Genomic DNA, 20,723 nt, shown 5'->3' with positions numbered 1-20,723 from the left:
TATGGGGACCCTCATGATGAACAGAACCGCCTCAGTCCTGGCCGTTGTCGGAACCATTGCACTCCTCGGAGCCGGCGCAGCGCAGGCCGCTCCCCTCACCGATTCCTACGTCACCGGCAAGACCGTCACCGTCAACGATGGCACCTCGACCCGTAGCGGTCTGGTCGTGCTCGACCAGACCGTCCTGGACGAGGCCATCGGGGCCGACGGTGACTTCTGCTACGACGTACAGCGCACCGAGGACGGCGTCTATACGCTGACCGCTGCTGCGCTGGACCGCTCCCCGGTCGTCAGCTCCCGCGTGGTCGTCGACTCCGTCGATGCTGCCGGAGGCGCCACCGGAACCACCGACGCCTCCACTTCCGCATCGGAGGGACCGGCCACCACCGGCCTCGACTCGGCCGTGATCCTCTGGGGCGCCTCCGGCATCGTTGCACTCGGCCTGGGCGCCGGCAACATCGTGGTGACGCGCCGCAGAGCCGCCGAGGCGTAGACCCCGCAGGATCGGACACCGGAAAGCCGGGCCGGAGCAGTCGCTCCGACCCGGCTTTTCGGTGTCCGCCGTTTCAGATAGGAAGTGTTCGACCTCGCGGATGGGTACCACTGGTTAAACGGGAAGAGGCCAGCGGCAGCTGGGGACGGAGTCTTGGTCTCAGGAAGACTCCTTTGCCGCTGGCCCCGATCCGGGACCCGCTCTTCATACGGGTAAGGGCCGAAGCCCTGCAGTTGAAGCTTCATCGGTTCAACAAATGCAACCCTACGCAGGTCGCCGGAACCACTCACCAGTACGCACCACTCCAGTTTTTCCGGCCGACTACGTAGCATGTCTTTTTTGACTACTCGCTTCCACCCGTCCGCCTACGCGGGGTCCGCGGCGCAGGTCAATGCTCGTCGTCGTACGCCCGCATCTCGCCCTCGAGCTCCTCGCGCGTGGTGATGCCGAGCTTCCCGTAGATACGGTAGAGGTGGCCCTCCACGGTCCGCGTCGACAGGACGAGTGTCTCCGCGATGGCACGGTTCGAGGCTCCGTTCGCGGCGAGCCTCGCGATCTCGCGTTCCCTGGACGTCAGCTCATGGGATCCGCGCGGGTCCCCGTCGTCGTGCGTGAGCACGCCCTCGAGCAGCGACTGCCGGTGGCGCACGGTCCGCAACGCCATGCGCCGGGCCCTGCCATCGCCCTCCTTCTCGAACAGGCGCATCGCCCTCGCCGAGGCCTCCGCCGCGAGCGGGATCTTCTGCAGACTCTCCGCACGGTCCGCGGCCACGAGCAGGGCGTTGGCATCGTGGTCCACCATGGCGTGCGCGTACCCGGAGAGCACCTGTGCCTCCGAGCCCTCGAACTGGTCGGCGAGCTCGGCGAGGCGCCAGGTCCGTTCCGTGTCCCCGAGGACCGTCAGGAGTTCCAGTATGTCCTTCTCGCACGAGAGGAAGGAGGCGTCCCGCGCGGCCTCGGCCAGCTCCCGGAGCCCGCTGAGGTCTCCCGTGCCGTCGGGCCCGCCCGTGCCGGCCGCGGCGAGGAACGCCCGCCCGAGGAGGAGCAGCGGGCGGCTGCCGATCGGCGCCACCCCGGCGAACTCCTTCTCGAAGGCCGCGGCGGTCCCGTACTCCCCCAGGGAGTGCGCGGCCCAGGCTGCGACGCCGAGCGCGTAGGGCAGCAGCATCTCGGAGTCCACCTGCCGGAGGGACGCGAGAGCCGGCTCGAGGAGGTGCAGTGCGGCACGGAACTTCCCACGGCGCGCTTCGAGGACGGCCTCGAGCGCCGCCAGCGGGCCGCCGACGTACTCGAAGCTCACCACGGGCCGCTGCCGGTACTCCTCGAGCGCCTCCCGGGCGGTGGCGAACTCGCCGGCGTGGATCAGTGCGCTGACGTACCGGCCGACGACGCGCGGACGCAGGTGCTCGAGGTCTCCGCCTGACCGGTCCACGGCATCGACGGCCGCCCGGATGCCCGCCAGCGCCGTGTCGCACTGGCCGAGCGCCGCGTCGGTCTCACCGCGGAAGAGCAGCAGGAGGACCGGCAACGAGGACCCGGATTCCGTTCCCGGAGGAGCGAGTGCGACATCGAGAGCGTCCGCCTCGGCGCGTGCGGTCCCGAACTCGCCCTCCAGGATCCACCCGAGCAGATGGAGCAGCCGCAGTGCGTGCCCGGCCTGCTCGATCTGGTCCGGCTCCTGCGCCGGAGCATTTCCCGCCACCGTGGCCAGCCGCTCCGCACACGTGTCGGCGATCGCGTGGATGCGGCTCGGGTCATCCCCCCGCTGCACGCACGCCAGTGCCTTCAGCACGGCGGCATCGGCGGCGGTGACGGGCCGGGTCGTGTCCGCCAGGACCTGGTCGAGCAGTTCGACGGCGACCGCGTACTCTCCGAGGCCGAGCCGCACCCGCGCTTCCTCGACCACCCCGGCGGGCTCCTCCCCCGCCGCCCGCGCGGCTCTCGCGAACCGCAGGGCGGACTCCGGGCTGGAGACGTGCGCCGCGGTGCGGGCCGCCGCCAGAAGGACGGCCGGCGGCACGGCCGCACCGCAGTCGAGGGCCCAGTCGAGGTAGTCGATCATGCCTTCGTCCACGGCCGGCGGCACCACCTCGTCGTCGAACACGCGGCGGCGCAGGTCCGCGCTGCGCCCGGCGGGGACCAGCGCCCGGACCACGCGGGCCATCATCGGGTGGGCCACCCTGAACGCACTGGTGGACGAGCCGATCGTGCGCAGGAGTCCGCGGCGCACGAGCTGTTGGGCCACGGCGTCCTCCTCGATCGCCGCCAGGCGCGCCTGCGGGAGGCCGCCGCTGAGGGCCACCACCTCGTAGGCGGTGCGCTCCTGCTCCGTGAGCTCCTGCAGCAGGGTCTTCGCGAGGTCCATCAGGGGCGGGGCGGGAGGGTGGAACCGGCCGGAGAGGCACCACACGCCGTCGTGCTCCACGAGCTCGCCGGTGGCGGCGGCGTGGTCCAGCAGCGCGCGCAGCATCAGGGGGTTCCCGGCGCTCTGCCGGGCGAGGTAGTGGCCGGCCCCCTGGGACAGCCGCCCGCCCTGGATCGCCTCACACAGTGCGAGGGCGTCCGCATCGGCGAGGCCGGGAAGGTCCACCCTGCTGATGAAACCGTCCGTGTAGAGGGAGAACAGGTCCCCGGCCCGCGGCGGCAGGCCGTCGGAGAAGAGGACCACCTTGATGACGCGGGAGATCACCAGCTGGGTGAGGATGTGGCTGCTGTCGTCGTCGAGGTACTGGGCGTCGTCGACCACCACGACCGCGTTCCGGCCTTCGGACGCCGCCCGGAAGTAGGCCACGAGGGCGCGGAGCGCGGAGAGGGAGGAATCCAGGGCCTGGGGTGTGGCGTGGGAGAGGTACGGGCCGAGCGCTCCGTACGGGACCTGCGCGAGGGTCTCCGTGGCCCGGACGAGGAAGAACCGCGTCTGGAGCGGGTCCCCGGTGGTCACGAGCCGCCGGGCGATCGCGCTCTTGCCCGTCCCGAACTCGCCCACCACGAGTGCCCCGTGCAGATTGGGGTGGGACAGCGTCTGGGCGATCGCATCGATGGGGCGTTGCACCCCTACCAGAGGAACCCGCCCGCCGTCGACGGTCATCCGAGCGGTGCCGGGAACAGCTCTGCGAGCTGGGAGCGTGAGGACACGTGCAGTTTCGAGTAGATCTGGTACAGGTGCCCCTCGATGGTCCGCACGGACACGCACATGGCCTCGGCGATCTCCCGGTTCATGAGGCCGCTCACCGCCAGCTGGGCGATCTCCGCCTCCCGCGGGGTGAGGCAGTCGAGCTGGGAGGTGGGCCCGCCGGCGTCGAGGTCGGCCAGGACGCGCCGGGCCCGATGCTGGACCTCGCGCACCGTCGACTTGTCCCCCAGGGCCCGCGCCGCGTGGAGGGCCGAGCGGGCGGCATCCCGCCCGAAGTTCTGGTCCCCACCCGCGGCGGCGAGATCCATGGCCTGCAGGAGCACCTCTGCATCACGGTGGCTCACGCCCTTCGCGAACGTCTCGCACAGGTGGGCGTAGGGTCCCTGCACGCGGGCGGCGACCTCGGAGAGCTCCGTCAGGGACCCGGTGCTGCCGAGCCGCACAGCACTCGTGAACGCGGACAGCGCGAACAGGGATGCGCCGCGTTCCCTGTCGCTGCGCCCCATGGCCTGCAGCTGCCGCGCGGCATCGGGCTTCGCCTCGCGCAGCCCCACACTGAGCAGCTGCAGCTGGGACGCGACCCGGCGCACCAGCCAGGGATCACCCGCCGTCGGCTCCGCGTGCACCAGGAGTGGGATCGCGGCCTTGATGTTGTCGCTCATGGCATGGCAGTAGGCGATGGCCGTGGCGGCGAGGGGCAGCACGCGCTGCGGGTCGCCGACCCGCAGCTGATCGAAGGCCGGTGTCAGGACCGCCAGGGCGTCCTCCGGCGTCCCGTACCGGCCACGGACGAGCCCCAGGGCCATCTGCACGGCCGAACTGTGGAGCACCGTGCCGCTGTCGCCCTCCGCGAGGCGGAGCTTGCGGGAGCCCTGCTCCCAGGAGCCGGTGGCGCTGTAGACGGCGATCAGGCGCAGGTAGGCGAGTTCCCGGGTACGCGAGGCGACGTCGGGCTCCTGCAGGCGGTCCGCGAGGGCATCGGCGAGCTGGAGCGCGTCCAGCTGGTCCTCCAGCATGGCCCACGCCTCGGCCAGCAGGACGTCGCCGGCGATGCCCTGGTCCCGGCCCAGCGGGGCGCCGTCCGAGCGGAGGGACAGCACCAGATCCCGCGCCTCGACGAACCGGCCCTCCAGCGAGGCGACCTCTGCGCGGGCGATCACGATGTCGGCCCGGAGCCGGGCGCGCTCCCCCGGGTCGACGGTGGCGTCGGACTCCAGGCGCTCCGCGGCTTCGTCGAGTGCCTCGTCCACCCCGCCCAGCCCGAGGCGGTGGCGCAGGAAGACGCCGGCGAGGAGCAGCGGCACGGCCTCCGCTGCCGGCGCGTCGTCGAGCAGCGGAGCGGCGAGCAGCAGCGCGTTGCCGGCGTCCTGGAAACGGCCGGTGAAGGTGAGGGCGCGGAGGCGCTCGACGGCGGCGGCCGCCGAGGAGCGGTGGGCATCGCCGAGCTCGGCGTACTCGACGGCGGTGCTGTACCTGCCGGCGCGCTTCGCCGAGCGCGCGGCGGCGAGCGAGAGCCCTGCCGGGACCGGCCGCTGGCACTTCAGCAGCCACTGGGTATGTCGCTCGGGATCGAGCAGGTCACCGAGCACGGCGCCCTCGACCCACTTGTCGTATAGCTCGCCGGCGTGCAGGGCCGACAGGGACGCAGCCGTACCCGCGCCGATCACGGGGTCCCGGAACTCGACGCACTCCTGCTCGCCGTGCCTCACCGCGACCAGGCCGGCGGTCTGGAGTGCATCCAGGTCCGCGCTGCCGGTGATGGACTGCGTGACGGAGAGGGGTAGACACCCGGCCAGTGCGACGACGTGGGCGATCTCCTGCTGCCCGGGAGGCAGTTCCTCGAGGATGAGCTGGACCGCCTCGGCGATCTCCGTGGGGACGGGGATGCTGCCCGGCAGGAGCACCCAGGTCTCCCCGTGCCGCACCACGCTGCGCCCGCGGACCGCCCGGATCGAGGCCTGGAGGAAGCGCGCGTTGCCACCGCTCATGCGGTACAGCAGCGCCGCGGCCTCGGCGCTCACCGCCCCGTGCAGCTCGGCCGCCGCGAAGGCCCGCGCCTCCAGGGCGTCGAACGGCGCGAGATCCAGCCGGCGCAGGGAGCCGTCCCGCCAGAGGCCCGCGAACTGGGGGTCCGCCGCGGCGAAGTCCTGGGCCGTCAGCAGCACACTGGCGGTCCCGCCGAGCACGAGCTGCCCGATCAGGGCTGCCGAGGACGCATCGAGGTACTCGACGTTGTCCACGGCGAGGACCACGCGGCGCCCGCGCGCCTGCTGGTTGAGGAAGTCCGCCACGGCGCGGAGCACCATCACGGGATGCTCGACGACGTCCGCCTCGAGCTCCGTGAGGAGGAAGTTGACGGGCCGGTAGGCCTGGTCCCGGAAGCCCCGGGCCCCCCGGATGCGGAGCACGTACAGGGCTGTCGCACTGGAGGAGAGCACCTGCTGCACCACGGCGGTCTTGCCGACCCCGGCCTCCCCCACGAGCACGGCGCCGACCGATCCCGGGGCGGTCAGGGCCTCCTCGACCGCCGCGAGGATGTCCGCGCGCCCCACGAAGGAGGGGGCCTCGTCCGGAGCAGGTGTCAGACCGGGGCCCTCGGGCGGAATGGAGCGAGCAACTGACACGCCCTGGCCGTTCGCAGCCATAAGACCACATCCTAGGTTCGAGGGGTCGTTCGCCTCCGAGCCTAGGTAGAGTCGCGACGGGCTACACGAGTAGCACTTACGGGAGTTGCACTCCACCTACTCGATTGTTGACCCACGAACTACCGTGCGACTACCTCAAATCCCTCAAAAAACTACTTGCTACATCAAGTAGTTGCGTGTTGACCCCGGCTGCCGCTCAGGCGTTGCCGTCGAACAGGCTGGTGACCGAGCCGTCGTCGAACACCTCGCGGATGGCCCGCGCGATCAGCGGGGCGATGGACAGCACCGTCAACTGCGGGAACCGCTTCTCCGAGGGAATGGGCAGCGTGTTGGTGACCACGACCTCACGGGCACCGGATTCGGCGAGCCGGCGTGATGCCGGCTCCGAGAATACCGCATGCGTGGCGGCGATGATGACATCCTTGGCGCCCGCGTTCTTGAGCACCTGCACGGCGCCGGAGATGGTGCCCCCGGTGTCGATCATGTCGTCGATCAGCACGCAGGTGCGACCCTCCACCTGCCCCACGACCTGCTTGGAGACGGCCTGGTTGGGGACGGTGAGGTCGCGGCTCTTGTGCACGAAGGCGAGGGGGGCTCCGCCGAGGCGCTCCGCCCACTGCTCGGCCACGCGGACCCGGCCGGTGTCCGGCGAGACGACGGTGACGTTGTCGGCGTCGACGCGCGAACGGATGTAGTCCGCCAGCAGCGGGATGGCCATGAGGTGGTCCACGGGCCCATCGAAGAAGCCCTGGATCTGGGAGGTGTGCAGGTCCACGGACATGAGCCGGTTGGCGCCGGCCGTCTTGTAGAGGTCCGCGACGAGGCGGGCCGAGATGGGCTCGCGCCCCCTGCCCTTCTTGTCCTGGCGGGCGTAGGGGTAGAACGGCGAGACCACGGTGATCCGCTTGGCCGAGGCCCGCTTCAGGGAGTCGATCATGATGAGCTGTTCCATCAGCCAGTTGTTCAGGGGGGCGGGGTGCGCCTGGATCACGAAGACGTCCGTGCCTCGGACACTCTCCCCCGACCGCACGTAGATCTCGCCGTTGGCGAAGTCGTAGGCCGAGACCGGCAGCAGCTCGGTGCCCAGCCAGGAAGCGATCTCCTCCGCCAGCTCCGGGTGCGCGCGCCCCGAGGCCAGGACCAGCTTCTTCTCGCCGTGTGCGGTGATCTCGCTCATGCCTGAGTGCTCTTCTCTTCGGTGGGGGTACTCGTGGGGGGTTCTGTGGGCGGCGTGCCGGCGACGCCCGCGGCATCGGCGGAGGCGGTGCCGGGCCGCTTCTTGGCCACCCAGTCGGCGATGTTCCGCTGGGGTGCGACGTTCACGGCGAGGGAGCCCGACGGGATGTCCTGGCGGACCACGGCTCCGGCGCCGGTGTAGGCGCCGTCGCCCACGCTCACCGGGGCCACGAAGACCGTGTTGGAGCTGGTGCGGACGTGGGAGCCGATGACCGTGCGGTGCTTGTTCACGCCGTCGTAGTTGGCGGTGATGTTGCCGCAGCCGATGTTCGTGTACTCGCCGATCTCGGCGTCACCGGCGTACCCGAGGTGGGACAGCTTGGAACCGCGCCCGATCGTCACGTTCTTCGTCTCGTAGAACGCCCCGATCTTGCCGTCCTCACCCAGGACCGTGCCGGGGCGCAGGTAGGTGAAGGGGCCCACGCTCGCGCCGGCGCCGATGCGCGCGCCGCTGCCGTGCGTGCGCACCACATGCGCGCCCTCGCAGACGACGACGTCGGTCAGCGTGGTGTCCGGGCCCACCACGGCGTCGCGCGCCACGGAGGTCTCCCCGTGGAGCTGCGTGCCGGGCAGGATGGTGACGTCCTCCTCGAGGACCACGGTGGAATCGATCCAGGTGGTGGCCGGGTCCACGACCGTGACCCCGGCCAGCATCCACTGCCCGACGACGCGGCGGTTGAGTTCGGCGCCGAGCGCGGCGAGCTGCACGCGGTCATTGGCGCCCTCGACCTGCCAGCGGTCCTCCTGCACCACGGCGGCGACGCGGCCGCCGTCGGCCCGCGCGATGGCGAGGACGTCCGTCAGGTACATCTCGCCCTGCGCGTTCGACGCATCGACTTGCGTCAGGGCCCGCCGCAGGACGTCGGCGTCGAAGGCGTAGATGCCGGAGTTGACCTCACGGATGGCCCGCTGCTCGGGCGAGGCATCCTTGTGCTCCACGATCGCGAGGACGGTGCCGTCCTCGTGGCGCTGGATGCGCCCGTACCCGGTGGGGTCCTCGAGGACCGCGGTGAGGACGGAGACGGCGTTGGCCTCGCCGTGGTGGACGGCCACGAGCTCCTGCAGGGTCTCGGGTGTGAGCAGCGGGACATCGCCGTAGGTGACCACGACGGTGCCGCTCAGCGGGCTCCCGGTCCGGGCGTCGAGGCCCTCGAGCGCCACCTGGACGGCGCGCCCGGTGCCCGGCAGCTCGTCCTGGTCGATCAGGACGGCCTCGGGATCCACGCTGCCCACGTGCTCCGCCACGCGGTCCCGCTCATGGCGGACGACGACGGCGAGCTCCCGCGGCCCGATGGCGCGCGCGGCCCGCAGCGCGTGGCCGATCATGGAGATCCCGCCGATGGGGTGCAGGATCTTGGGGGTCCGCGACTTCATGCGGGTGCCCGCGCCGGCGGCGAGGACGATGACGGCTGCCGGGACGTCGCCGTCCCCGAGGTGCGTGGTTTCGTCCTGGTTGCTCACGAAGAAGCGCTCCTACCTGTAGGTGACCGGCGTGTGCGGCGGGCCGGCCGACCCCGGCCTTCCCCGTTCCGCCCATAGGATTCGAACCTATACTCCACAGCTCCAAAGGCTGGGGTGCTGCCATTACACCAGGGCGGACCGCGACGTACCCCGGTGGGCCGGGGCATGTGCGCACGGTTATCTAGTTTGCCATGCCCGCGGGACTTTGCCACGACGCACCCAGTGGACGGCCCCGGCACACGTGCACCGGGACCGGGTGGGGCGGGGCGGCCGGGGTCAGAGCAGCAGGAACAGGACGACGACGACGACGAACACCAGGACGAGGGTCCCGACGACGGTCCAGCTGCGGGACTGCCCTCCGTCCTCGCGCCGGCGGTCGTGCTCGGGCGACGGTGTGTTGGACATGCAGCAACGGTAGAAGCCGGCCGGGCCGGTCCGGCAGCGTGCCCGGTACTCGAATGCCGACCCCGACCACTCGCGCTGCCGCCGGCCGGGCGGTCGCCGGACGACCATTGAAGCCCTCGCGCGGCGGGGCTAGATTACGAGCATGCGTCCTCCCCGGCCAGAGATGTCCAACGCCGTCCCGCCTCCCGCGCTCAGGGTGGAGTCTCCTCCCCCGCTGGTCCGGTCCGTGGGCGCGCTGTGGCTCATGGGAGTCGTCGTCGGCGGCGCGGCGCTCGTGACCGGCTACCTGGACCGCGACGCGCATCTGGCCGGCCTCCGGGAGACCGCCGCAGGCATCGACGGCGCAGCGGACCCCGCCCGGCTGGACCAGGTCGCCGCGATCGCCCTCTGGGGCACGCTCGCGCTGTTCGCGGTGGTGCTGGTGGTCGAGGGCCTGCTCGTCCGCCCGCTGCTGCGCGGTGTCGGCGGCGTGCGGTGGGTGCTCCTCGTGATGCTCGCGCTCGATGCGGGTGCGGTACTGCTGGTGTTCGCCCTCCTCGGCGACGGCTCCGCGGGGTTCCAGCCCACGGTCCATCTGGCGGGTCTCCAGCTGGCGGTCGCTGCCCTCGCGTTCCTCCTGGGTCTGCTCCCGCCGGCGTCGCGGTGGATCAGGGACGCGCACTCCCGACGCTGACGGGCGCCACCGCAGGGTCCGGTCCGCCCACCCGGGGGGCGGCGCCCGCACGGACCGCCAGTTCCTCGCAGGTGCGCACCACGATCTGGCACGCCTCCTGTGCCCCTCGGCCGGTGAGCGGGTTCTCGGCCAGCAGGCGCCACCGGTGCAGCCGCCCGAGCGCGGCGGACCGCACCTCCCCGGGGTCGGCGGCCGCGTCCAGCCCGAGGCGGTCCGCAGCGGCCGTGCCGGAGCCTCCGACGAGCCGCTCGGCCTCCGCCACCGCAGGTGCGGGCAGCGGGACGCGGCCGGCACGCAGCGCGGACAGCAGTTTCAGCTCGGTCATCTCGTGGGCGGTGGCCGTGATCCTCTCGACGCCGGCCTGGAGCCGCGCGGCTCCGTCGCGGGGGTGCGCGGCGAGGATCACCTCGAGCCCGGTCAGCGCCGTCCGGGCCCGCAGGGCGGTGGCCCGCGCGTCGAACTGCCGCGTCACGAGCGTCATCAGCTGGTCGAGCCCGCTGCGACGCGCCAGCTCGTGGGCCAGCGCCGTCGCACCGCCGGCGCCGCCGCGCACCAGCGCGGCGCCCAGACGGAGCCCGAACATCCCGAACCGGTCCAGCAGGTGCGCCGCGTCCTCCGTCGAGATGCCGAGGGCGGCGCTGCCCGCGACGAAGCGGTCGGCGGAGATCAGGGTGCGGTCCCTCTCCGTCCTGTCCAGCGCAGCCAGCGCCACGAACACCTGGTACTCCGCCTGCCGGAGGGTCCGCGCGCTCTGGGCGAGCAGGCCGGCCATGGGGAGGACGTCGAGCACCAGGGATCTGAGGGACGGATCGGCCCGGTAGCGGTCGGCGATGCGGGAGGCGGCGATCAGCGAATCGAGCCGCCCCGCCCCCACCTCGTCCGCGCGCGAGAGGATGGCGAGCGCGTTCACGGTGCCCGAGCGGGCGGCGCTGGTGTCGTGGAACGCCTCGAGGAACAGCAGGTCCGAGGCGTGCAGGTGCCGCATGAGGTAGATGACGGCGTCGGCCTCGGACGGTGCGTCCTCCGGGGTGAGGAACCGCGTGCTGCGCGCGGAGACGTCCGTGGAGAGTGAGGCGATGCCCGGGGTGTCGATGAGCGTCAGGGCGCGCAGGTTCTCGGCCGGCCAGTCGACCACGAGGCGCGCCACCTCCTCCGCCCGCTGCCCGCCGAGGTCGAACACGAGCCGCCCGCCCACCCGGGTGAGGGGCAGCAGTCGCGGCTCGCCCTCCACCGGATGCAGGGTGATCCGGGGCGTCGCCGCGTAGCGGTACCAGGTGATGATGCGCGTGCACTCCCCGGTGTCGGTGGGGGCGATCTCCTCGCCGATGATCGCGTTGAGGAGCGTGGACTTGCCGGCCTTGACCATGCCGGCGACGGCCACGCGCAGCGGCTCGCGCAGGCGCCGCGCGTACCCCTCGAGCTCGGCACGCACCGCGGGGTCGTCGTCGTAGATCCGAAGTGCGTCCGCGAGGAGGGCTTCGACGGCGCCGCTGTCCCTCACGCGGGCGCTCCCACGACGCCGGTGGGGTCGCCGTCGGGCTGCGCGGGCTCCGGCAGGAGGCGCCCGGCCTGCGCGTGCAGGCGGTCGATCGCGGCGAGCTGGGCCTTCAATTCGGTGATGCGCGACTCGCGTTCCTGCCGGAAGGTGGACGCCGACCGCTGCGCCGCGGCGACGGAGTCCGCCAGGGAGCGGTGATGCTCCTCGGCGAGGGCGCCGAAGTGGTCGCGGATCTCGCGCTGGACGAGCCGCAACCGGTCCTTGAGCTGCTTGCCCACCTGGAACACGACGTCGTCCATCTGGCGCCGCACCAGGCTCTTCGCCTCGCCCTGGCGACGCTTCAGCCGGGCGTCCTTGTCCTCGCGGTACGCCTTGCGGCCGAGCAGGAGCCCGGCGCCGACCGAGAGCGGATTGATGAGGGACATGCCGATGATGCCGGTGAGCAGGCCGAACATCAGCACACCGCCGTAGGACCCCCGCATGCCGATCAGGACCTTGCCCGCGGCGCTCACGTGCCCGGGGTCGAGGAACGGCACCTCCTCCACGGGGGCGAGGACGCCGTCCGTACTGGAGACCTCCAGCAGCGGCAGCGGGACCTCGTCGAGCGTGAACAGCTCGGCCACCTGCTCGGCGAGCCACTGCGAGCGCTCGTTCGTCCACACGAAGGTGTCGGACACGGCGGAGGCCACGCGCTGCTCGAGCCACTCGGCGAACTGGTCCCAGACGAGCCCGGGATCCCCCTCGTCGATGGCGGCCTCGGCTTCACGCTGGATGGACCGGAGCCGGTCGCGGAGATCGTGCTCCATGTCGCTGATGAGGTCGGACGCGCCGTCGTTGAGGGTGGTCTGCCAGCGGGAGGATCGCTTCCGCTGCTGGTCCGCCCGCTCCTTGGCCTCCTCGAGGTCGGCGAGGAGGAGGGGCACGCCCTCGGGGTCCTGGAGTGCCTGCAGCTCGGCCGTGACGGACAGGCGCAGGTGATCGGCCGTGGAGAGCAGGTCCTGTGCCACCGACTTCCGGCGCAGGGCCTGCGCCTTGCCCACCACCTCGTTGCGGAGGTAGCCGATGAGCTCCGGGAACCCCGACTCCCGGTTCAGCTCCACGTCCCTGGTCTGCGATGCGAACAGGCGGAGGTCGGAGGAGACCGGGATCAGCGGGGCCGGGATCCCCGCCTCCGAGAGATGGCCGCGGTCGAGGTCGGCGACGGCACGCCACTGCGGGTACAGGTCCGTCTTGGAGAGCACGCAGCCGACGTTCGGGACGATCCGCGTGGCCTGCCTGAGGAAGCGGAGCTCGGGCTCCGTGTACTCCTGGGAGGCATCGGAGACGAGGAGCATGGCATCGGCCGTGGGCAGGGCGGTGAGGGTGGTCAGGGCATGGGCCGACTCGAGGCCGCCCACCCCCGGGGAGTCGATGATCGACAGCCCGTCGGCCAGGAGCCGTCGCGGGAGGAGGACCTCCGCCGAGGCGAGGCCCTGCCGGTTGGACGGGTTGCCCCGTTCGGAGACGAACCCGGCGATGTCCTCGAGGGCGATCGCGCGGCGCTCGACGGCGTCCTGGTCCGAACCGCCGTCCGTGCGGGGTATCAGCACCGCGGCGCTGGCGGGATCCCCGAAGCCCACCACGGTGGGCACGGAGGTGGCGATGTCGTCGTCGACAGGACAGACCGGGGCGTTCACGAGCGCATTGATGAGCTTGCTCTTGCCCTGTTTGAACTCCCCCACCACGATCACGCGGATGTCCGGATTGGCCAGGCGTCCGAGCGTCTGCTGCAGCCGGTGGCGCAGGTCCGCGCGGTCGCCGGTGACGACCAGCGCGAGGCCGCTCTTCACGAGCGGAATGAGATCATCCACGTGATATTCCCCTATGAGTTGTTCCATGGGACCACGGGCAAGCCCGACGGGAACAGTTCCCGTCGGGCTCGCCCAGGCCGTGCTGCGATCAGAGCGAGGAATCCTCGACCTCGATCTCGGTCTCCAGCTCGACATCCACCTCGTTGTCGACGAAGAACGCGGAGTCGTCGATGGACGTGAAGTCGTCCCTCGAGTTGTCGGTCGCGGTGAAGGAGTCCTCGATCTCCACGTCGGTGTTGATCGACTCGTCCTGGGTGAACGAGTCCTCGATCTCCACCTCGACCTCGGTGGTGTCCGAGTTGTCGTTGTACGAGTCCGTCAGGGAGTTGTCCGTCGTGGTCGTCGTCTGCTCCGCCGTGAACGAGTCCTCGATCCTCACATCGACGTCGGTGTTGTCGGAGTTGTCGTTGTACGAATCCTCGACCGAGTTGTCCGAGCGGTCGGAGTTGTCGGTGTTGAGGGAGTCCTCGATGTCGACGTCGATGTCGGTGTCCACCGAGTTGTCCGAGCGGTCGGAGTTGTCGGAGTTGTCGTTGTACGAGTCCTCCAGGGAGTTGTCGGAGTTGTCGTTGTACGAGTCCTCGATCGAGTTGTCGGAGCGGTCCGAGTTGTCCGAATTGTCGTTGTAGGAGTCGTTGGTGTTGCCGATGGCGACATTCGAGGAGCCGCCGGCGTGGACGTTGGTGGAGTGGTCCTGCGAGTGGTCGTCGGAGTTGTCCACCGAGTTGTCGACCTTGGCGTCGCCGTCCGCCGCGACCGCCCGGTCGCCGGAGGCAACGATGGCCTCGTTGTCGAACCACTGGGTGACGTCGCCGTCGGCCCAGATGTTCTGGTTCACGGACTGGTCGGTGATGGTGTCGCGGTCGTCCACGGACGTGGTGTACGAGTAGTTGTTGACGATGTGCAGCAGCTGCTGGACCGCGTGGCCGTGATCGCTGTCGTCGTGACCGTGGTCGTCCTTGTCGTCGTCGTGACCGTGACCGTGGTCGTCCTTGCCATCCTTGCCGTCCTTGCCGTCCTTGCCGTCGTCGCCGTCCTTGCCGTCGTCGCCGTCCTTGCCGTCCCTGCCGTCGTCGCCGTCCCTGCCGGGAGCACCGTCCCAGCCGTCCCTGCCGGGAGCACCGTCCCAACCGTCGTCGCCGTCCTTGCCGGGAGCACCGGGGGCGACATCGCCGGAGGAGTTCCCGCCGGTGTCGTAGGTGCGGTCGAAGCTGACCGGCGCATAGTCCAGGACCACGGGCAGGACGGCGTCGACGTCGTCGCTGCAGACGTCGCCGAGGCCGGCGCCGGCCAGGACGGCTTCGGGGTCGCTGATGAATTCACGGGCCGCCTCCTCGTCGTTGAAGAGGTTCATCAGGAAGTCGAGGAGGTCTGAGGCGAGAGTAGTCATGAGATGTTCCTTCGGTGAGGTCGGATCCGCCGGCGGCTCTGTCGGCGTGTGTCAAACGTAGGAGCGGGGGGCGGGGAGGGACATCGGTAGTTGCCCCCCTGATCCCCACGGCGCGTTAGGGGTTTCGTCGACCCCGGTCAGGGGAACCCAGGGGGTCCGGGCCCCTGCCCTGCGGTGGAGGCGCGGCGGTGGAGGCCTCCACGGAGGTGGTCCCGAGCGACAGCCGAAGCCGTGCCAGCAGGTCGGAGCGCGACGACGCGCCGAAGCGGCGCCGGATGCGCGCCACATGGTGCTCCACGGTCCGCGGGGAGATGAAGATCTCCTCGCTGATCTCGCGGTAGGTCCGTCCCTGCAGGACCAGCTGCGCGATCTCCCGTTCACGGCCGCTGAGCGCCGGGCCCCCTGCCCTCCGGCCCCCGGGACCCCGCATCCCGGCGTCGGCTCCCGGCGCCCCGTCACCATCCGTCGTGGGACCGCGGGTCGCGGGACCGGCGCCGGCCGTCCGGCGCGGGAGTGCCGTCCGGGCAGACCCCGGGGTCCGGCCCCCCGGCGGGTCGGTGCTTGCAGGGGAAGGCCCGACGTCGGGACGCGTGATCCGCTCGCGCGCAGGCCGCAGGTCGCGCGCGCAGGAGAGCAGCCGTGTCATGTCCCGACGGTCGTCCGCCCGTGCCGCCGCGTGGCCGGCCAGGCGCGCCCCCTCCCAGGCGAACCCCGCGCCTGCGAGGCCCTGCGCTGCCGCCTCGACGGTGCCGGTGTCGAAGCGTCCGGCGAGGACGGAGACCCAGGCCTTGCCGGCGAGCGCGAAGGTGGCCGCCAGGGGGTAGGCGGAGGGCTGATGGACCAGCGCCGCGGCGTGCGGGGCGAGGTCGCCCGGGCGTTCGAGCAGGAGCGCGGCCTGGGTTGCGGACCAGTGCAGGGGGACGGACCACAGCGGCGGGTTCCCGAGCGTCGAGAGCAGCGCCCATGCCTCGTCGAGATGGGGCCTGAGCGCGTCGGAGTCGCGGAGCCGGGCTGCTGCGATGACCAGTTCGGTGAAGGGGAGGAGGGTGAAGAGGTCCACGGAGACGTGCAGCAGCGACTCACGGGCACGCTGCCAGGCCTGGACGAGTGCCGCACTGTCCCCGGCCCGCCGGGCCAGTCCCACCTCGAGCGCCTGCAGCAGGAGGTGGTCCCGCGGGGTGAGGCGCTGATCCCGTGCGCAGGCCTCGTCGCAGAAGTCCCGTGCCAGGGCGGGCTGGTCCATGAGCATGGCCGCCCAGCCACCCAGGAGGCAGAGCCGGGGCCGCGACACCCGGCCGCCCTGCCCACTCGCGAGCGCCGCCTGGATGACGGCGCTCGCGGTCTGGTGGTTTCCCGCGAGGAGCGCGACGATCGCCGCGAGGCATGCGGGCAGTTCGGGGGCCGGGGACACCCTCCCGGTCGCGTCGAGGGTGTCGGACGAGCGGATGAGGAGGGGCACGGCGCCGGACGGGTCGGGGCCGAGGGACTGCAGGGCGCCCTCCGCAAGCAGGAGGTGCGCGACGTCGACCAGCGACGGCGACGCCGCCGGGGATCCGCCCGAGGTCATCGCCCGGGCACCCGTCGCATCGCCCGTGGCGAGCAGGGCCAGCGCGCCGAGGGTATCCACCCCGGTTGCTCCTGCTCCCGCCGCCCAGCGGTGCACGTCCGCCGCCCGGGACATCATGCCCCGATGGGCCCACAGCGCGGAGGCGACGCGCACGGCCCGCGCGGCATCGGGGAGCATCGGTTCCGGGTCGGCGCACCCGTGCCCGAAGTAGGTGTCGAGGATGCGGGAGGCGGCGTCGAGGTCGCCGGCGCAGAGCGCTGCCTCGGCCCGGCGCGGAGCCGTGCCCACGGCGTCGGCTCCGGCGTCGACCGCGCGTTCGAGCAGGTCGAGGGCCGCAGCGGGATCGGTGCCCAGCAGCGAGGTGCCCTCCTCGGCCAGCACCCCGGCCACGCGGTCGTCGACGAGGCCGTCCGCGGCGAGCCTGCGCGCAAGCGGGCCGAGGGGGAGCGATTCGGAGCAGTAGAGGTCCACGAGGGCCCGCTGCAACCGGCGCACCTGGTAGGGGTCGGCGTCGCGCAGCATGGACGCCCTGAGCTCGGGCGCCGGACGGCCGTCCGGCCGCACGAGGCCGGCGGCCCTCGCCTCGGCGGCCAGCCGTTCGGCGGACACACCCTCGTTGTACAGCAGCGGCGGGACGAGTCCGGGGATCGAGAATCCGAGGCACAGCGCGAGGACCACCTCGTAGGTCGCCGCGTCGAGGGGCAGGCCGTGGAGCGAGGGCTCGCCTGTCTCCACGTCGTGGGCGGTCACCTCACGACTCCGGGGTGACGGACGACGGCGCGGGGTCGCTCGGCGGCGGATCGGCGGGCGCCGGTGGTTCGAGCGTGACGGTGGGCTGCGGTTCAGGATCGGCGGGAGGCGGGTCGGTGGGTGCGGGGTCCGCCGGTGGCTGCGTGGGATCCGGGACCGGCGGCGGCGTGACGGGATCGGGGACCGGCGGGGTCGTGGGAGGGGCCACCGGCGGCGCCTCGGTGACGGGAGGCGCGGGCGTCGGCGAGGGGGCGGGAGTGGGCGGCGTCGGGTCGACCGGGGCGGTGCCGGGCTTCGGCGCGGAGGGGGACGGCGCGGAGGTGCGCGGCGGGGAGGGTTTCGTGTCGCCCTTCGGCGCGGGGCTCTGCGACGCGGTGTCCTTCGGGGCGTCGCGCGTCGGGTCCGCCCGCTGCGTGGGGGCGGAGGAACCGGCGCCCTCCTCCTCGGCCTCGCCCGACGCGGTGGCCTGCCCGGCGTCCGGTCCCGTGCCGACGCTCTCCTCCGCCGTGTCCAGGAAGGTCTGGCCGTCGTCGTCCGGCTCCAGGAGCGGACCGACGCCCGCGCCGCCATCCGTCCGGTCCGGCGCGGTGGCCTGGGAACTGGCTTCTGCCGTGGGCGGGGGCCCTTCGGCGGCCTCTGCCCGCTGGTCACCGGACAGTGCCGCGAACGGATTCGGGGCATTCGTGGCGGACGCCGTCGCGATCCCCAGCAGCGCCACGGCGGCGGCGACGGCCCCGATGCGCACCCCCAGCCGCCGGGTCGGCGCCATGGCTGCCGGACCGTGGGCGCCCACCAGCGCGGTGCGGGGGCCGGTCCGTGCGAACCCTGCCGCGTTGGTGGGCGGGACGGGCGCACCACCCTGCGGCCCGCCGGCCTCCTCCCCCGTCCCGGGCTCCTGCCCGCCGGCCGTCTCGTCCAGGGCGGAGGTGGCGAAGGCGGCGCCGAGGGCCACCGATGCCTTGGGGTCCACGTCGACGGCCAGGGGGCGGTCGAACTCCTCGGACAGGAGCTGGGCGACGAGCGGGATGCGTGACGATCCGCCGATCAGCAGGATCGCGGTGAGATCCTCGCCCCTCACCCCGGCGCTCTCGAGGGCGGAGCGGAGGGTCACGAGCGTGTCGCCGAGGGCCGGTTCGATCATCGCCTCGAATTCGGACCGGACGATACGCACCTGCGAATGCTCCCCGGGCATCATCACGGACACCGTGGCCTCGGAGTCGGAGGACAGGGCCTCCTTGGCCTCCGTGCACTCCTTCCGGAGGCGGGACAGCGCGGCGAGGATCCCCGGTGCCGGCTCGAGATCGGCCGGCGGGAGGTCCGTGCTCCCGAGGACGTGATCGAAGATCTCCTGGTCGAAGTCCGCCCCGCCGAGCCGCTCGAGTCCCTGGGGCGTGCCGAGGACCGCGAACGTGTCGGCGTCGGTCTTCCGGAGCACCGTCGCGTCGAAGGTCCCGCCGCCGAGGTCGTAGACGGCGAGGGTGCTGCCTGCGGGGACCTTCTCCCGCGCGGCGTATGCGAGCGCTGCCGCCTCGGGCTCGGTCAGCAGGACGACGTCGCCGATACCGACCTCGGCCAGGGCCTGCCGCAGCAGGGAGGTGCGGTGCCCGCCCCAGCCCACGGGGTGCGTGAGGGTGACGGCGTCGGGCGCTCCGCCCTCCCGTTCGGTGGCGACACCCACGACCCAGCGGACGACGGCGGCGACGAGCTGCTGAGGGAGGACCTGTTCGCCGCCGACCATGAGGGGGATGTCGTCGCCCATGCGCCGTTTGAACTCGCGCGCGACGCGGTCGGGCTGCGCGACGCCCCGGCGTTCGGCGGCGTCGCCGACCAGCCGGGTACCGTCCGCCCCGAGGAACACGACGGTGGGGATGGCCGCAGTCCGGCTGCCGAGGGAGAGGACCTGCGGCACGCCGGGGCCGTCGCCGTCCGTCCGGAAGGTGGCGGCTGCCGTGAAACTGGTACCTACGTCGACGCTGAGACCGTAACCCATAGCTCCCCATGTCGTGCTCGTCCTTGACCACTCGAGCCCAGCTAACAGGACGGCGTACGCCAGGACGAGAGTAGTCACCTGCCCCCGGTACTTGTCTTTCGGGCACGACTACTTGGCGAGCGGGTGCGGCTCCGCCACAAGAATCGGCAAGCATTTCCTCAGGTTCGACAGTTTCTTGCAAGGCTGGGGGGAAGCCTGTGGGAGCAGCCCTGGAGTGTCGCTAGCCTCTGACGAACTGGCCCGCAGCAGCGGGATGGTCTCTCCAGAAAGCAGCGCATGATCCCCTGCATCAGCCTGACCGCCCACCGCCGGGCGGCGGTCGCCGTCGTCGCCGTCGTCTCCGTCTCGCTCGCCGTCTCCCCCGCCTCGGTCGCCTCCCCCACCCCGGTGTCGTCCCCCACCGTCCATGCCGACGGGCAGGCACTCGCCGGCACCGTCCAGGGCGACGGTTCCTTCACCGCCTCCGTGGACGCGCCGGCCGGGTCGAAGGTGAAGTGGAAGGTCGACGGCACCTATCTCGGTCAGGACACCATCGCGCCCTACGCGTGGCCGGTGACCGTCGGTGCCGGGACGCATAAGCTCAATGTCCGGTGGGAGACGCCCGCCGGACGACAGGAGAGCACCGTGTACTTCTCCGTCGGCGCCCAGCCCCCCGCCGCACCCGCACCCGCCGCCCCCACACCGGCGCCCGCACCGGCACCGATTTCCACGCCGACATCCAAGCCCGTCCCCATACCCGCGCACGTCCTCCAGGTGTCCACGGCGGCCGGGCTCAGGACCGCCCTCGCGGAGGCACGGCCCGGGCAGGTCATCGAGCTGCAGGACGGCCGCTACATCGGGTCCTTCAAGGCGTCGGCCTCGGGTACGGCGGCGTCCCCGATCACCCTCCGCGGCTCCCGCAAGGCGGTGCTGTCCAGCGGGTCGACGTCCTCCGGCTACGGACTGCACGTCACCGGCTCGCACTGGCGCATCACGGGTGTCTCCGTGGCATCCTCGGCCAAGGGGATCGTGCTGGACGGGTCCACGAACACGATCATCGACGGCGTGGACGTGGGCACCATCGGCGCCGAGGCGGTGCACTTCCGGTCCGGGAGCTCCGACGGCGCCATCCGCAACTCCTTCATCCACGACACCGGCCTCAAGCAGCCCAAGTACGGCGAAGGCATCTACCTGGGCAGCGCGAAGAGCAACTGGACCAGGGGTGTGGCCGATCGCTCCGACCGCATCGAGGTGCGGAACAACCGCATCACGAACACGTCCGCGGAGGGTGTCGACGTGAAGGAGGGCACCACGGGCGGTGTGATCATCGGCAACACCTTCACCAATGCGGGCGGCTCAGGCGCCAACTTCGCGGACTCCTGGGTGGACGTCAAGGGCAACGGCTACCGGATCGAGGGCAACACGGGCTTCGGGACGAAGCTGGACGCCTTCCAGGTGCACGCGGTCCTCGCCGGGTGGGGCGTGGGCAACATCTTCGCGGGCAACACCGTGCAGGGCGGGGTCCCCGGATACGAGGTCTGGGTGCAGTCGGCCACCCTCGGGACGGTCGTCGCCTGCAAGCCCAGCGGGGCCGCCCGCGGACTGAGCAACATCGCCTGCCGCTAGTCGGACAGCTGGTCAGCCGGACGCGGA

13 protein-coding genes and 1 tRNA gene are annotated in these 20,723 nt (G+C 71.9%); 3 read left to right on the top strand and 11 right to left on the bottom strand.

Annotated elements, in window-relative coordinates:
* The first annotated feature begins 13 nt into the window (after positions 1–13).
* The gene (locus MWM45_RS04935; RefSeq protein ID WP_247828489.1) at positions 14–493 is read left to right on the top strand and encodes a hypothetical protein; all 480 of its coding nucleotides are present in this window, start codon (positions 14–16) and stop codon (positions 491–493) included.
* 388 nt (positions 494–881) lie between these two features.
* Here the strand turns inward: MWM45_RS04935 and MWM45_RS04930 are convergent, their stop codons facing one another.
* The 6 genes from MWM45_RS04930 to MWM45_RS17640 form a co-directional block, all read right to left on the bottom strand.
* Entirely contained in the window at positions 882–3,545 is a 2,664-nt protein-coding gene (locus MWM45_RS04930) for a LuxR C-terminal-related transcriptional regulator (protein WP_247828488.1), read from the bottom strand.
* A 32-nt stretch (positions 3,546–3,577) separates the two neighbouring features.
* Positions 3,578–6,271, bottom strand: a complete 2,694-nt coding sequence (locus MWM45_RS04925) for a LuxR C-terminal-related transcriptional regulator (protein WP_247828487.1) — start codon at positions 6,269–6,271, stop codon at positions 3,578–3,580.
* Between the two features lie 196 nt (positions 6,272–6,467).
* The gene (locus tag MWM45_RS04920; protein WP_043447171.1) at positions 6,468–7,448 is read right to left on the bottom strand and encodes a ribose-phosphate diphosphokinase; all 981 of its coding nucleotides are present in this window, start codon (positions 7,446–7,448) and stop codon (positions 6,468–6,470) included.
* Complete coding sequence (gene glmU, locus MWM45_RS04915; protein ID WP_269076574.1) at positions 7,445–8,968, bottom strand: bifunctional UDP-N-acetylglucosamine diphosphorylase/glucosamine-1-phosphate N-acetyltransferase GlmU; 1,524 nt, start codon at positions 8,966–8,968, stop codon at positions 7,445–7,447. The genes MWM45_RS04920 and glmU overlap by 4 nt, the downstream gene beginning before the upstream one ends.
* Before the next feature lie 66 nt (positions 8,969–9,034).
* A tRNA-Gln gene (locus tag MWM45_RS04910) sits at positions 9,035–9,106 on the bottom strand.
* Positions 9,107–9,244: 138 nt separating this feature from the next.
* Positions 9,245–9,373, bottom strand: coding sequence for a hypothetical protein (locus MWM45_RS17640; RefSeq protein WP_269076573.1), 129 nt, complete (start codon positions 9,371–9,373; stop codon positions 9,245–9,247).
* 142 nt (positions 9,374–9,515) lie between these two features.
* Here MWM45_RS17640 and MWM45_RS04905 point away from each other — a divergent pair, with 142 nt between their 5' ends.
* Positions 9,516–10,046 carry a hypothetical protein gene (locus MWM45_RS04905; protein ID WP_247828486.1) on the top strand — a complete coding sequence of 177 codons (531 nt, stop codon included), beginning with the start codon at positions 9,516–9,518 and terminating at the stop codon, positions 10,044–10,046.
* Here the strand turns inward: MWM45_RS04905 and MWM45_RS04900 are convergent.
* From MWM45_RS04900 to MWM45_RS04880, 5 genes are all read right to left on the bottom strand, one after another.
* Positions 10,021–11,547, bottom strand: a complete 1,527-nt coding sequence (locus MWM45_RS04900) for a dynamin family protein (RefSeq protein ID WP_247828485.1) — start codon at positions 11,545–11,547, stop codon at positions 10,021–10,023. The genes MWM45_RS04905 and MWM45_RS04900 overlap by 26 nt on opposite strands.
* Entirely contained in the window at positions 11,544–13,421 is a 1,878-nt protein-coding gene (locus tag MWM45_RS04895) for a dynamin family protein (RefSeq protein ID WP_418909733.1), read from the bottom strand. Before MWM45_RS04895 ends, MWM45_RS04900 begins: the two co-directional genes overlap by 4 nt.
* Before the next feature lie 61 nt (positions 13,422–13,482).
* Complete coding sequence (locus tag MWM45_RS04890) at positions 13,483–14,784, bottom strand: IniB N-terminal domain-containing protein (RefSeq protein WP_247828483.1); 1,302 nt, start codon at positions 14,782–14,784, stop codon at positions 13,483–13,485.
* Positions 14,785–14,899: 115 nt separating this feature from the next.
* Positions 14,900–17,101, bottom strand: a complete 2,202-nt coding sequence (locus tag MWM45_RS04885; protein ID WP_247828482.1) for a LuxR C-terminal-related transcriptional regulator — start codon at positions 17,099–17,101, stop codon at positions 14,900–14,902.
* Position 17,102: 1 nt separating this feature from the next.
* Complete coding sequence (locus MWM45_RS04880) at positions 17,103–19,091, bottom strand: Hsp70 family protein (protein ID WP_247828481.1); 1,989 nt, start codon at positions 19,089–19,091, stop codon at positions 17,103–17,105.
* Positions 19,092–19,367: 276 nt separating this feature from the next.
* On the opposite strand from MWM45_RS04880, the gene MWM45_RS04875 reads away from it, so the two are divergent.
* On the top strand, positions 19,368–20,696 hold the full coding sequence (locus tag MWM45_RS04875; protein ID WP_247828480.1) for a right-handed parallel beta-helix repeat-containing protein: 1,329 nt from the start codon (positions 19,368–19,370) through the stop codon (positions 20,694–20,696).
* Positions 20,697–20,723: the final 27 nt, after the last annotated feature.

Source organism: Arthrobacter antioxidans (genome assembly GCF_023100725.1).
Classification (GTDB): domain Bacteria; phylum Actinomycetota; class Actinomycetes; order Actinomycetales; family Micrococcaceae; genus Arthrobacter_D; species Arthrobacter_D antioxidans.
Note: the sequence above shows the minus strand (reverse complement) of the source record. Positions and strands in the feature narration are given on the sequence as shown.

Excerpts from the sequence above, each read along its gene's own strand:
- MWM45_RS17640 (WP_269076573.1), bottom strand. The coding sequence starts at position 9,373 with ATGTCCAACACACCGTCGCCCGAGCACGACCGCCGGCGCGAGGACGGA.
- MWM45_RS04905 (WP_247828486.1), top strand. The coding sequence starts at position 9,516 with ATGCGTCCTCCCCGGCCAGAGATGTCCAACGCCGTCCCGCCTCCCGCG.
- MWM45_RS04880 (WP_247828481.1), bottom strand. The coding sequence starts at position 19,091 with ATGGGTTACGGTCTCAGCGTCGACGTAGGTACCAGTTTCACGGCAGCC.
- MWM45_RS04875 (WP_247828480.1), top strand. The coding sequence starts at position 19,368 with ATGATCCCCTGCATCAGCCTGACCGCCCACCGCCGGGCGGCGGTCGCC.
- MWM45_RS04895 (WP_418909733.1), bottom strand. The coding sequence starts at position 13,421 with ATGGAACAACTCATAGGGGAATATCACGTGGATGATCTCATTCCGCTC.
- MWM45_RS04935 (WP_247828489.1), top strand. The coding sequence starts at position 14 with ATGATGAACAGAACCGCCTCAGTCCTGGCCGTTGTCGGAACCATTGCA.
- MWM45_RS04890 (WP_247828483.1), bottom strand. The coding sequence starts at position 14,784 with ATGACTACTCTCGCCTCAGACCTCCTCGACTTCCTGATGAACCTCTTC.
- MWM45_RS04920 (WP_043447171.1), bottom strand. The coding sequence starts at position 7,448 with ATGAGCGAGATCACCGCACACGGCGAGAAGAAGCTGGTCCTGGCCTCG.
- MWM45_RS04925 (WP_247828487.1), bottom strand. The coding sequence starts at position 6,271 with ATGGCTGCGAACGGCCAGGGCGTGTCAGTTGCTCGCTCCATTCCGCCC.